Annotated in this window: 8 protein-coding genes; 5 read left to right on the forward strand and 3 right to left on the reverse strand. The window is 67.7% G+C overall.

The window, feature by feature from the left end; translation table 11 throughout:
* The first annotated feature begins 33 nt into the window (after nt 1–33).
* The 4 genes from BAY61_RS00465 to BAY61_RS00480 all read left to right on the forward strand — a co-directional run bounded on the left by BAY61_RS00465 (nt 34) and on the right by BAY61_RS00480 (nt 4,869).
* Nucleotides 34–2,145, forward strand: coding sequence for a molybdopterin oxidoreductase family protein (locus tag BAY61_RS00465; protein ID WP_091801061.1), 2,112 nt, complete (start codon nt 34–36; stop codon nt 2,143–2,145).
* Between the two features lie 72 nt (nt 2,146–2,217).
* Nucleotides 2,218–3,081 carry a hypothetical protein gene (locus tag BAY61_RS00470; RefSeq protein WP_091801064.1) on the forward strand — a complete coding sequence of 288 codons (864 nt, stop codon included), beginning with the start codon at nt 2,218–2,220 and terminating at the stop codon, nt 3,079–3,081.
* A gap of 30 nt (nt 3,082–3,111) precedes the next feature.
* Nucleotides 3,112–4,200 carry a sensor histidine kinase gene (locus BAY61_RS00475; protein WP_091802396.1) on the forward strand — a complete coding sequence of 363 codons (1,089 nt, stop codon included), beginning with the start codon at nt 3,112–3,114 and terminating at the stop codon, nt 4,198–4,200.
* 3 nt (nt 4,201–4,203) lie between these two features.
* Nucleotides 4,204–4,869: a response regulator gene (locus BAY61_RS00480; protein WP_091801067.1), complete on the forward strand. Its 666-nt coding sequence runs from the start codon at nt 4,204–4,206 to the stop codon at nt 4,867–4,869.
* A 188-nt stretch (nt 4,870–5,057) separates the two neighbouring features.
* Here BAY61_RS00480 and BAY61_RS00485 read toward each other — a convergent pair whose 3' ends face one another.
* Nucleotides 5,058–6,599, reverse strand: coding sequence for an acyltransferase family protein (locus BAY61_RS00485; RefSeq protein ID WP_091801070.1), 1,542 nt, complete (start codon nt 6,597–6,599; stop codon nt 5,058–5,060).
* 104 nt (nt 6,600–6,703) lie between these two features.
* Between BAY61_RS00485 and BAY61_RS00490 the strand changes: the two genes are divergently transcribed.
* Nucleotides 6,704–7,846: a glycosyltransferase family protein gene (locus tag BAY61_RS00490; RefSeq protein ID WP_091801073.1), complete on the forward strand. Its 1,143-nt coding sequence runs from the start codon at nt 6,704–6,706 to the stop codon at nt 7,844–7,846.
* Here the strand turns inward: BAY61_RS00490 and BAY61_RS00495 are convergent.
* Together BAY61_RS00495 and BAY61_RS00500 are read right to left on the reverse strand one after the other, a co-directional pair.
* Nucleotides 7,821–11,579: an FkbM family methyltransferase gene (locus BAY61_RS00495; protein WP_091801076.1), complete on the reverse strand. Its 3,759-nt coding sequence runs from the start codon at nt 11,577–11,579 to the stop codon at nt 7,821–7,823. The two genes, BAY61_RS00490 and BAY61_RS00495, sit on opposite strands and share 26 nt — an antisense overlap.
* A complete protein-coding gene (locus BAY61_RS00500) occupies nt 11,572–12,885 on the reverse strand; it encodes a hypothetical protein (protein WP_091801079.1) in 1,314 nt (437 codons plus the stop codon). Before BAY61_RS00500 ends, BAY61_RS00495 begins: the two co-directional genes overlap by 8 nt.
* Nucleotides 12,886–12,970 lie beyond the last annotated feature (85 nt).

Raw genomic sequence — 12,970 nt, forward strand, 5'->3', positions numbered from 1 at the left:
TCGTGGACTTTTCGCCCGGCTAGCTTGGTCGGCATGGCCACGACGCATCACCACACGTGCACGCTCTGCGAGGCCACCTGCGGAATTACCGTTTCCGTCGACGGCGGAAGGGTGACCGCGATCAGGGGAGACGAGCTGGATCCGCTTTCGCGCGGTTTTCTGTGCCCGAAAGGGGTCGCGCTGGCCGACGTGCACCACGACCCGGACCGGTTACGCCGCCCGATCGTCAGGTCCGGTGACGACTGGTTCGAGACGAGCTGGGACGCGGCCTTCGAGTTGGTCGCCGCGGGACTCACGGAGACCCGCCGCGAGCACGGCAAGGATGCGCTCGCCGTCTACCAGGGCAATCCCACCGCCCACAACCTCGGGTTGTTGCTGTTCGGGCAGCCGTTCTTCCGTTCGCTGGGCACGAGGAACCGGTATTCGGCCACCTCGCTGGACCAGTTGCCGCACATGCTGGCCGCGCTGGAGATGTTCGGTAACCAGTTGCTCATGCCGGTGCCGGACGTCGACCGCACGGATCTGTTCGTCTGCTTCGGAGGAAACCCCGCCGTTTCGGCTGGCAGCATCATGACGGCACCGGACATCAGGGCCAGGCTCAGGGCCGTGCGCAAGGTCGTCGTGGTCGACCCACGGCGCACCGAGACCGCGCGACTTGCCGACGAGCACCTGTTCATCAGGCCGGGAACGGACGCGTTGTTGCTGTTGTCGCTGATCAACGTGGTGTTCGCCGAGCGAAGGGAATGCACGGGACGGCTCACGTCCAGGCTCGTCGGCTTCGACATCATGCGCGAGGTGGCCTCGGGCTTCGCGCCGGAGGTGACGGCACCGGTCACCGGCGTCGATCCGGGCCGGGTTCGGGCGCTGGCAAGGGAAATCGCGGGCACGCCACGCGCCGTCGTCTACGGCAGGGTCGGGGTCTGTACCCAGGAGTTCGGTGGGCTCGCGACCTGGCTCGTCGTCGTGCTCAACGCGTTGACGGGGCACCTCGACGAGCCGGGCGGCGCCATGTTCACGACGCCAGCCGTCGACGTGCTGCCGCTGTCCTCGCTGACCGGACAGCGAGGCGGTTTCGGCAGGTACCACAGCAGGGTGCGCCGACTTCCCGAATTCGACGGAGAACTGCCGGTCTCGACGCTTGCCGACGAGATCGAGACACCGGGAAGGGGACAGGTGCGGGCCTTGATCACCGTGGCAGGCAACCCGGTGCTTTCCTCGCCGAACGGACGCAGGCTCGACACGGCGTTGGCCGGGCTGGATTTCATGGTGTCCATCGACCCTTACCTCAACGAGACGACAAGGCACGCCGACGTCATTCTTCCTCCGACCGTCCACTTGGAACGGTCGCACTACGAACTCGGCCTGGCCAACTATGCCGTTCGCAACACGGCGCGCTACTCGCCGCCGGTCGTCGAGCGGGCATCCGATCAGCGGCACGACTGGGAAATCGTGTTGCAGCTCGCCAGCAGGGTGCTCGGCGGTGGCGCGCTCGCGAGGACGCTCGGCGGATTCGGTCCCGAACCATTGCTGTCGCTTGGGTTGCTCGCAGGGCCGCACGGCCTTCGAAAGCTCCACAAAGGACTTTCGCTTGGGTCGCTCAAACGACGGCCGCACGGCGTCGACCTCGGCCCGCTCGAACGCAGGCTGCCCGCAAGGCTCGCCACCCGAGGCAAGAAGATCAACCTGGTTCCCAAGATCTACCTCGACGACGTGCCGAGGCTGCGTGCGCTGCTCGACCGGCCGGTGCGCGACGGTCTCGTCCTCATCGGAAGACGTCAGGTGCGGAGCAACAACTCCTGGATGCATAACAGCGAACGCCTCGTCAAAGGAAAGGACCGCTGCACACTGCTCGTGCACCCCGACGACGCAGATGAGCGCGGCCTCGCCGATGGCGATCTCGCGGTGTTGTCCTCGGCGGTCGGCACGATCGAGGTTCCCGTGGAGATCACCGACACCGTGATGAGGGGAGTCGTGAGTCTCCCGCACGGCTGGGGGCACGACAGGAAGGGAACCCGGTTGCGGGTCGCGGAACGGCACCCGGGAGTCAGCGTCAACGACGTGACCGACGAACGGCTCGTGGACGAGCTGACCGGTGCGGCCGTGCTGTCGGGGATTCCGGTGAGCCTCGCGGCCCCGAGCTACTGATCCCTCTCGCGCGGGAGGGAACCCGCTCCCACGCGGGATCCGGCGGTGCGTCTCCTGCTCGACGCTGGCCGTATGACACCACTACGCGCCACCGTCAGCTACGCGGTCATCCTCGGTACCCTGCCGTATCTGACGCTCAAGGTGAGCTGGCTGACCGGCGGCAGACTCGGTATCGCGGACCCGGAACTCATGAATTCCCCCGCGTTGTTCACGGCCAACCTGGTCACCGGCGGCATGGATCTCGTGGCCATCGTGATCGCGCTGGCGCTGACCCACCGGTGGGGGCAGAAATTGCCCGCCTGGCTCGTGCTCTTTCCCGCGTGGGTCGGCACCGGCTTCCTGCTGCCGATCGTGTTGTCCAGTCCGGCCATCGGCATGGACTTCGTCACCAACGGCACCGGTGGTACCGCGCTCGAACCGTGGGTCACGCCCGTCGTCTATGCCAGCTTCACCTGGCAGGGTGTCACGCTGCTCGCCGCCTTCACCCTCTACGTGAGGTCGCGCTGGCCGCACGTCTTCCGGCACGGCGAGGTGACGAGTGGCGACCTCGGTCCCCGTGGCCTCGCCGGTGCGGTCCTCGCCGTCGTGGCCTGCGGTTTTCACGTCACCTGGGCGATCACGGGTGATCTCACGCCGACGCTGCGGGTCGTCAACGTCGTTCACGGAGCCCTCGCGCTCGCCGCCGCCGTGGGCATTCTCGCGCTCTCCAGCCGGTTCAGGGGAAGTGCCACGGTCGCGGTGTGGATCGGCTCGGCCGGCATGTTCTCGTGGGGCATGTGGACGGCGGTCACCGAGCTCGGTGATCTCGGGGCGCTCGTTCAGCTCGGCAAGGGGATCGGCGGGGTGCTGCTGGGGCTCGCGCTGCTGGATAAGGCACGTGACGTAGCGCGGGGACGCGCTTCTCAGCCGACGCGGACCCCCGTGGCCCCGGGGTAGCTTCAAGGCGTGTTCGCGGAAAGACGGCTGATGACCGACGTACTCGGTGCGCTCGCGCTGAGTGTCTTCGTCATCGGTATCACGACGGTCGCCGCGATACACCAGCCGGAAGCGAACTCACTGTGGATCGGCGGCTACGCGTTGCTCGCCGGTGCCGCACTGCCGCTGCTCGTGCGCGGGAAATACCCACTGATCGTCTTCGCGGTGTCGATCGTGTGCACGTTGATCTACTACTGGACCGGGTACCCCGGCGGCCCGGCGATTCTGCTTCCCGCGCTCGCGCTCTACACGCTCACCACGGTGCGAGGGGTGCTGGTCGCCGGTATCGCGGGAGCGACGGTACTGGTCGCGAGCTACATCGCCTTCGTAGCCTCCGGCAGGGGCTGGCTACCCGGCGCTCCCTCGGCCGGCTTCGTCGCCGGTATCGCGGCCGTCATCGGTATCGGCGCGGCGGTGCGGAGCAGGAAAGCCGCGACCAAGGCGAACCGCGAGCAGCGTGAAGAGCACGAACGGCGACTGGCCGAGCAGGAACGCCTGCGGATCGCTCGCGAGGTGCACGACGTCGTCGCCCACAGCCTTGCGATGATCAACGTGCAGGCCGGGGTCGCCGCACACGTCGCAGACCGGAGGCCGGAGCAGGCGAAAGAGGCACTGCGCAACATCAAGTCGGCGAGCGCGGAAGCACTCGCCGACCTGAGGGCGACGCTCGCCGTCCTGCGCTCAGCCGATGCGACGGCACCCGCGCCCAGCCTGCGCATGCTCGACGAGTTGCTCGATCACGCGCGAGCGGCCGGATTCGCGGTAACGGTCCACGGCGAAAGCGGAGAACTGCCCGCTCCCGTCGACGCGGCGGCCTACCGCATCCTCCAGGAGTCGCTGACCAACGTGGCCAGGCACGCGGACAACGCCCGTGCCGTCGAGATCAGGTTCGAGCGGGCCGACGGCGAGCTGACCCTCGTCGTCCGGGATGACGGCGAACCGCCACGGTCGCCGAAACCGGGCAACGGTCTTCGGGGAATGCGCGAGCGCGTGGACGCACTCGGTGGGAAGGTCGAAGCGGGCCCCTCCACCGAGGGCACCGGGTTCCAGGTCACGGCTGTCCTACCGGTCGAGGGATGAGACATGACGATTCGCGTGGTGCTGGCCGACGACCAGGCACTCGTCAGAGCCGGCTTCCGGGTGCTGCTCGACACCGAGGACGGCTTCACCGTCGTCGGTGAAGCCGCCGACGGCGCGCAAGCGGTCGCGCTCGCTCGCGAACACCGCCCCGACGTGGTCGTGATGGACGTACGGATGCCAGGAGTCAACGGGCTGGAGGCGACGAGACTCATCGCGGAGGACCCCGAACTGGCAGGAGTCAAGGTGCTGGTGCTGACCACGTTCGACGTCGACACCTACGTCTACGAGGCGCTTCGTGGCGGCGCGAGCGGATTCCTGCTCAAGGACACCGACCCGGTCGACCTGCTCAGAGCGCTGCGGGTCGTCGCCGAAGGCGAGGCGCTGCTCGCGCCGACCGTCACGAGGCGACTGATCGCCGAGTTCGTCGGCAGACCGGAGAACCGCCGGATCGACCCGGCCGCGATTCGCGACATCACCGAACGGGAGCGCGAAGTACTCGCGCTCGTCGCGGGCGGTCTCACCAACGACGAGATCGCGGGCGAACTCGTGATCTCGACGGCAACCGCGCGCACGCACGTCAGCCGCATCATGACCAAACTGTCCGCGCGCGACCGCGCACAGCTCGTCGTCCTGGCCTACGAATCAGGGCTGGTCAAGCCCGGCAGGTGAGAGTCAGCGGGCCGAGCGCCGCGACCTCGCCACCTCACGGGTCGCACGCACCACGAACACGGCCGCGAGCAACGCGACAATCGTGATCTGTAGCCACATCCGGACATCGCCTCCCTACGGGTTCGACGGCCGATGCTCCGACCTGAAGGCGGGTAGGTGGGGGACCACGTCGCGGCGATGTCCGGATCTCATCCGTTAGGCGGTACCGCTCTCGGGGGTGTGCTCGGCCTCGACTCGTCCCCGGAAGCAGGTGGTGTTCCGGCACGTTGCTGCGTGCTCGGTGCCCTGTGCCTGCCGCCTTCGGGTCTCGGGCGCTGGTGCGGTGGCCGAGGTGACTGTGCTGGTTGTGGCGGTTGCGCCGGGGGCGGTGCGGGTTGAGCCGGTGGCGGTGCTGACCGGGGTGCGGGACGTCGGGGCGGCGGTCCCGACTGAGTTGGCTGAGGGCGCTGCACGGGCTGGGGTCTGCGTGGCGCGCGCTGTGCCGGTTGCGCGGGCGGTGGCGGCGGAGGCGGCGGATCCGGTTCCTCCTCGGCCGGGACGCGCGGGAACTCGACCGTCACCTCGGCCGTGATCGCCTTCGCCGAACTGTCGGCGCGGTTGGCCTTGTCGATCTTGCCGGTCTCCTTCGACGGCTTGTCCTTGCGCAGCCGCGACATCCTCCTCGCGAGGCCGTGACTCGGTCGTTCGACGAACCGGTAGCACAGCTCGACCACCCCGAACGTCACCACGATCATGATCACCAGCGCGACGGGGAACGGCACGGCGGGCCTGAGCAGCCCGAGGATCACGAAGATCCCGAGCGCGTGCAGCAGGTACAGCGAGTAGCTGCGCTCGGAAAGTTCCGTCCAGAACCGGCGCTGCTTGAGCTTTGGCTCGGCGAACATCCCCATGAGGAAGCACACGGTCGCGAACGCGAGCGCGAGATTGTAGGAAGTGTCGATCCTTCCGACGTCGATGATGTCGGACAGCACGTAGAGCATCCAGGCGAGCGCGCCGAAGACACCACCGACCCACAGCGGGATCCGCTTCGTCGTCACCGCCCACACGATCTGCCCGATGATCATGATCGGCAGGTACGAGACGTTCACCGCGAACAACGACCACGTCTCGTTGAGCGCGCTGCGGCTCATCAGGACGACGAAGACGAACGTCAGCTCGATGGCGATCGCCAGCCACACCGACCTGCGCAATACGGGAAGCAGCACGAAAAGCAGCAGGTAGAACAGCACCTCGATGATCATCGTCCAGGCCACCGGCATCAGAACGACCTGCGGATAGATCAGGTAGTTCGACAGAGTCCAGTTGCTGAGGAACGTGCCGACCGAGAGATCCTGTGACTGATAGGTCGACTGCGGTTCGAGCCCGGCCCACAACGCGAGGCACGTGAGTGCGAGCACAAAACCGAGCGGCAGGTAGATCCGGATGATGCGGTTGACCCCGAACCGGAAGTGTCCCTGCCGCATGGCCAGCGGTGTCACGACGAAACCGCTCACGAGGAAGAAGAAGGGCACCGAGAGTTGACCGATACCCTGTTTTGCCATGTGCATCGGATCGCTGGTGAAGGTCTCGATGAAGGTGATGAAGGATGCGTCCTCACCCTTCTCCCTCACCCACGGGCCGGGGATATGCGTATAGAAGACCAGCAGCGCGGCCAGCGATCTGCCGATGTCGATGAACGCGATGCGGGTCTTCTCCGGGGTAGCCGCAGGCTGCTCAGCCAGCGTGACCACCCCCTGACAATTACCCGCGACTACGTCTCGCCGGCGCCGCCGAACCCGCTGGAAGAGTAACGCCGAAAAGGATGATGGCGAATCACTACCCGAGAATCCCCACAGTGACCGCGACACTTCAGCAGCTCGGCGAGCGAGCCCGCGGCCCGATCGGAAGCGCTCTACCAGCACTGACGCTCTACTACGCCGCGCAGGCGATTTCGGTGCTGTTACTCACCGTCATGAGTGCCCAGGCAGGCATGCCGATCGGCCAGGTGCTCGGCAGCTTCGACGGCAACTGGTTCATGGAGATCGCGGAGCACGGCTACCGCCAGGACGTCGTGATCGACGCGAACGGCAAACCCTCCGAGGTCAGCCTCGCGTTCTTCCCGCTGTACCCGGGCGTCGTCGGGGCCTTCACGGCCATCGGCATCCCCGTGCTCACGTCGGGGATCATCGTGAGCCTCGTCGCGGGAGGCGTCGCGGCATGGGGACTTTCCGTGCTGGGCACCGAGATCGCCGACCGGCGCACCGGCACCATGCTCGTCGCGGTGTGGGCCATCGCACCCGGCTCCGTCGTGCTGCACATGGTCTACTCGGAAGCCCTTTTCTGCGCGCTCGCGGTGTGGACGCTGGTCGCGCTGCACAGAAGGCAATGGCTGACGGCGGGATCGCTCGCGCTGCTCGCCGGACTCACCAGGAGCACAGCCGCCGCCCTCATCGCGGCCGTCGGTGTCGCCGCGCTCATCGCCATCGTGCGCAGAAGGGACGGCTGGCGCCCCTACGCCGCGGCACTCATCGCCCCGCTCGGACTGCTCGGCTACCTGCTCTACGTCGCCGCGAGGTCCGGCAGGCTCGACGGCTGGTTCTGGCTGCAGGCCGAGGTCTGGTACCTGGGCTTCGACGGGGGAGCCTTCACCTGGGAACAACTCGGCAACGCGCTCACCGGGGAAGTACCGGGCTGGGCGGTACTCGTCGCGCTCATCGTGCTCGGCACGATCGTGCTGCTCGCGTGGTCCTACACGGTGCCGCTACCACCGGCCGTCCACGTGTACGCGACGCTCATGGTGGTCTCCGCTCTCGGTACCAGCCAGTTCTGGCAGAGCAGGCCGCGTTTTCTGCTGCCTGCCTTCACGATCGTCGTCCCCATCGCGATACTGCTCGCGAAGCTGCCGAACCGGGTGCTCGGCATCCTGCTCCCGGTCGGGCTCCTCGCCTCTGCCTGGTTCGGCGGCTACCTGCTCACGGTTGGCGGGATGAACCCGTGACCGGTTCCGGCCGCAGCCACAAGGTGACGAAACCGCGCTTGTCGGCGGCGGCGGTCGCGATCAGCGCCTCGTCGGGCTCTTCATCGGCGATGCCTCCGCCTTCCAGCACGACGACTGGCCGGTAGCCCCACTTGCGGTAGACCATCAGCACAGCGGCCGGATCGTCACCAAGCTCCTCGATCGCGCCGGGGCAGAACTCGCACACCACGTCGGGACGGTCGCGCTCCAGCGTTTCCTGCAACCCGGCCAGCGCCCTGTGATCCCTGCCCTGGAGGTCGGTCTTCACGAGGCTCACCGGTTGCCGCATCACGTCGTCGCTGCCGTCGAGCCGCACGGCAGGCACGAGCGGGCCCGCGCTGCCGTCGGCAGGCCGGACCCGGTGATCGCCGCTGTTGTACTCCTCCGGGTGCACAAGCACCAGGCTGCCGTCGCTGTCCCACGCGGCTGCTTCGAGCACCGTGACGAGACCCGACTGGTGCTTCGGCAGGTTCACCGCGAGATTTCGCCTCAGGAAGTCGGCGTTCTCGGGATCGGCTTCGACCGCGACGACGGTTGTCACCGAAGGACAGGCCCTCAGCAGGTTCAACGTGTGATAGCCCACGTGCGCGCCGACGTCGAGGAAAGCTCCCGGCCTTGCCGAGGCCAGCCGCACCATCAAGGCGGCCTCCTCTGCTTCCCACGAGCGGTGATGCCGGATCCACGGCATCATCACCTCGTCGTCCGGCATCAGCAGAATGCCCGCGTCGCACACGACGACGTCGGCACCTGCCGGAACGGGCGTGTGCACGAGCTTCGCGGCCCCGAGAACGGCTTCGACCTCGCGGGTCAGCCGCTGGATCGCGTGCTCGTCGTTGTCGAGCCGGTGATCGCGGAACCGGAACATCTCGTGCAGCGCGTCCTGCCTCGCTGCCATCTCGTCGGCGAACCCTGCCGACAACTCCGACGGCAACGACTCGATGCTCTGCTCGACCCGATCGACCCTGCGAGCCGTGTGCGCGACCACCGACTGATCGCGGCGAAGGTCGGAAAGCCCGCGCTGCTGGGAGCGCAGCACCTCGTCCCGTCGCTTGCCTGCCTTCTCTGCGTCGGCGACGGCACGCCCGGTCTGGCCAAGCGCCGCCTCCAGCGCCTCGATGCGGCCTAGCAGTCGGTTCATCGTGTCCTCGGTGCCGTCGAGCACGGTGCCGAGAACGTTGCGCTGATGCACGTCGTAGTGGTCGATGACCCTGAGGACGGCCTTGCGCACGGCCGGAGCGATCGGGGTCCGCGAAGCCGATCCCGTTTCCGGTCGCCAGCGCAACGCCTCCCGCGCGGCGCGCAGCGGAACCAGCGGATGCTCCTGCGACGGCTCGTCGGCAGGCGCCCTCCGGGCCAGCCACGTGCGGTGCGCGTTCTCCAGTTCTGTGCGCAACCACTCCGCTGCCGCGTCGATCGACCTCGTGGTGAGGATGTGTTCCCTGGCAGCGGCGCCCTTCGCGGCCGCGATCTCGGGTTCGTCGGCCACCTGGCGCATGGCTGCGGCAGCGGCGTCGAGATCGGGGTCAGCCCACAACGCGTCCTCTTGGTACGGCCTGCATCCTGCGCCAACGGGCACCAGCCGGTACGGGACAGGCCATCCGGTGCGCTCGTCGAGGAACTCCGTCGTACTCGAATACGCGGTGCTGATCACCGGCATGCCACGGGCCATCGCCTCCGCGACCGTGAGCCCGAAACCCTCGCTGCGGTGCAGCGACACATAACAGTCACTGCTCGCGTAGAGCTGCGCCAGCTCGGCAACGCTCAGGTAGCGCTCGATGAGCGTGATCCTCGGATCACCGGCGACAGTGATGCGCAGGCGCTCGGCGTCCTGCGGGTGCAGGTCGCCGTTCATGCTCTTGATGACGAGCCTGACGTCGTCCCGCTCGCCGAAAGCGCGCTGGAAAGCCCTGACCGTTCCCCACGGGTTCTTGCGCTGCCCGACACTGTTGAAGTCGAAGGCGAACAGGAACCGCACCGGCTTCCCGTTTTCCCTCGCGCGCACGGTCGTGCCTGGATCGCGAACCGGAACGGGGATGGTCTTGACCGGAACCGGCGAATGCGCGGCGAACGATTCGCGGCAGAAGTCGCTGACGGTCCACACCTCGTCGACCATCCCGAACGCCTCGTGCTGCCACTCGGGGAAGTCTTCGAGCTCCCACGCCCACAGCCCGATGCGGTAGCGATCGTGCACCGCGTCGGGATGGTTGGCCAGCGCGAGCCGCGTCTGATCGGCGTTGACAGCGAGCACGCTCACCGGGAAACGGGGATCGCCGGTCGTCGAAGGACGCTCGATGCCGGTCCTGTTCGAGACGGCCTTCTCTTCCAGCACCGACACGACGTCGACCCCGGCGTGCGCGATCGCGTCGTGCACGATGCGGCCCATCTCGCCGAGACCCAGCTCGGCGGTCAGGTAGCCGAGCAGGTTGACGCCGAAGTCCTCGACCGGTTCGGAAGGCGAGACGGGAGCGACCGGCATGGCCCAGTCCGGCAGCACCGATTCCGAGGCGCCGGAGTTCTCGCACCAGACCGCGAACGCGGCGGCATCGGCGCTCGTCGGGTGTGGAAATGCGAGCTGGAGGTCGGTGCGGGCCGCCCACACGGCGAGCGCGAGGCGGTTGAGCCCCGCCGCGGCCTGCGCGTGATCGGCGGGAGAGGAAAGCCAGGTACGAAGATCCGCACCACCGTCGTCGCCGAAGGCGTGCGGCGGCACGGGTTTGCGCTTGCGCTCGGCCTCGATCCAGCCGTCCCTGAACAGCCGCCTGCAATTGGCCGGCAGCGGCGTGCCGTCACCGAAGTTCGCGAAGCCGTAGGGAATGGCGTCGAGTGTTTCCGCGTAACCCGCCGCTTTCAGCGCCGCGCCGTAGGAATCGCACAGCGCACGCAGCTCGGGATTGTCCGAGAGCAGCACGCGCGGTTTCCTCGCGCAGTGGAAGGTCAGCAGCCACGGACGTTCAGGCCGGTAGCCGCTGAAGTGGAAGAACCGCAACGGTTGCCCGCCCGCGGTCACCGTGCCGTCCTCCGCGCGCGCGATGTCGCGTTCGTGCAGATTCCAGTAGGCGACGTTGAAACCGGGATCGGTGATCACCGTGTAGTCGAAGAGGGCGGGGACCTGGTCGACCCACCGTTGATCGGTGAAGAGCTGCCGCTGCGGGGCCACGATCGCGTCCTGCCGCAGCCGACCGGCCCAGAAGTCGAGGAACCCCTCAGAACCGGGGCCGACCCCCACGAAACCGAGGTTGAAGATCCCCGTCCCCATGATGACCGCGTCGTCGGGCTCCTTGCCGTCCCTCGGCAACGGCGCAGTGAAGTGCGGGGTGAGCACGATTCCGTGCCGCAGCGCGCGTTCCGCGATCTCCGGCATCGGCGCGAACACCTCGATGTCGGGGTCGAGGTAGATCGCCACCGTCGACGTGCGCCGCAATTCCCTCAGCAGGTACGGCTTCACCGCCGTCGCGAGTTCGGTCACCGAATACGCGGTGGCCATCCGCAGGTAGGTCTCGACGTCGATGCCGAACGAGGCACGGTCGACGACCCGCACACCGTGCTGCTCACCGGCTTCGCCGCCGTCGAAACCGTTCCCGTCGATGACCCCGATCACGAACTCGTGATCGGGGTGCTGCGCGAGATACGACCTGGCGAGTACCCGCGCGGCCGGAAGGTAGTTGCGCGCGACGATCGTGCACGCGGTGACCTCTGCCCTCGGACCGTCAGCCATCGACAGGCAACACGTTCAACTGGGCTTCCAGTGCGTCGTCGAAGTAGGCTCGCGCGGCCTCCAACCCGTTCTCCGACACCGCTTCGACTCGCACCAGCACGTCACCGGAAAGGTAGTGCGCGCGGTACTGGGCGCCGTCTTCGAACGCGGTCACCAGCACGCCGTCGGGAACGCCTTCGGTGACCGACTCGGCGCCGTTGTTGGTCTGGATCCCCGCGAGCGAGGACACCTCGTCGCTGGCAGCGCCCTTGTCGCCGACCTTGGTCAGCAGGATGACCGCCGTCGCGCCCTGACCATCGCGGTACACCGTGAACTTGGTGTCACCGGGATCGGCGCGTTCGTAGGACTCGACTTCCTGGTCGTTGAGGTAGGTCAGTCCAGGAACATCGGCGAAGGTCTTGACCTCGGAGTGTTCCTCGGGCTGGCCCGAGATCTCGCCGATCGGCAGCGGGTCCTCGACGGGCTGGGAGCTCGCGGGCGGATTCTGCTGTTGCGAAGAGGGCGGGTTCCGCGGGTCGGCGTTGTCGTCTCCGGTGCCCCACAACAGGTAGGCGCCGACGGCGATACCGGCAAGCACGACGACCGCGCCGATGATCGCGAAGATCTTGCCCTTACCGCTCTTGCGCTGCCCATCCTCGAATCCCTCGGGCCCCTGGGAGGCGCCCCAGTCGGGGCCGCCGGGCGGTCCGAGCGGCGGGAAGTCACCTCCGCCCCATGGCGGGGCCTGGTCCGGCTGGCCCCCGTTCCACGGCTGCTGAGGGGGCTGCTGGTGCTGCGGCGGGAACTGCTGCTGTTGCTGCGGGTAACCCTGCTGCTGGAAACCGCCCGCTGGCGATGCGGGGCCTGGTTGCTGGAAACCGCCGGCCGGCGAAGCTGGGCCCGGTTGCTGGAAGCCACCGGCGGGCGAGGCGGGACCCTGCTGGTAGCCACCTGCCTGAGGCATCGGAGGCTGCTGCTGCGCGTAAGGGGCCTGGTGCGGTTGCTGCATCTGCTGGGCCTGCTGCGCATGCTGGGCTTGCCATGGCGGCACGGTCTGCGTGCGCTCCGCACTGGGGTCGAGAGGGGCGATCACCTGGGTCGAATCGGCGCTCTGCCCTTCGTCGTCCGGGGTCTGCTGCTCCGGCTGCGGGGTTTCCTGCGGCTGCGAAACCTGCTGTTGCTGGGTCTCCGCTGCCGCGTTCGGATCCTCACCATGCGCGACCGCGGACGAAAGCACCTGGTCGCGGCGAACCCGGTAATCGTCCGCGGAGAGTCTGCCCGATGCAAGCTCCTCGTCCAGCTTGCGCAACTCTTCCTGCCAGGACACCCTGGACCCCCTGCTCACTTGGCGGTGACTCGCCTCGGCCCCGCGTCACGGTGTTGGGTTTGGACGAGCCATATTCTGCACGGTT

The sequence above is a fragment of the Prauserella marina genome (assembly GCF_002240355.1).
In the GTDB taxonomy this organism is placed as follows: Bacteria; Actinomycetota; Actinomycetes; order Mycobacteriales; family Pseudonocardiaceae; genus Prauserella_A; species Prauserella_A marina.

Excerpts from the sequence above, each read along its gene's own strand:
- BAY61_RS00465 (WP_091801061.1), top strand. The coding sequence starts at position 34 with ATGGCCACGACGCATCACCACACGTGCACGCTCTGCGAGGCCACCTGC.
- BAY61_RS00470 (WP_091801064.1), top strand. The coding sequence starts at position 2,218 with ATGACACCACTACGCGCCACCGTCAGCTACGCGGTCATCCTCGGTACC.
- BAY61_RS00475 (WP_091802396.1), top strand. The coding sequence starts at position 3,112 with ATGACCGACGTACTCGGTGCGCTCGCGCTGAGTGTCTTCGTCATCGGT.
- BAY61_RS00480 (WP_091801067.1), top strand. The coding sequence starts at position 4,204 with ATGACGATTCGCGTGGTGCTGGCCGACGACCAGGCACTCGTCAGAGCC.
- BAY61_RS00495 (WP_091801076.1), bottom strand. The coding sequence starts at position 11,579 with ATGGCTGACGGTCCGAGGGCAGAGGTCACCGCGTGCACGATCGTCGCG.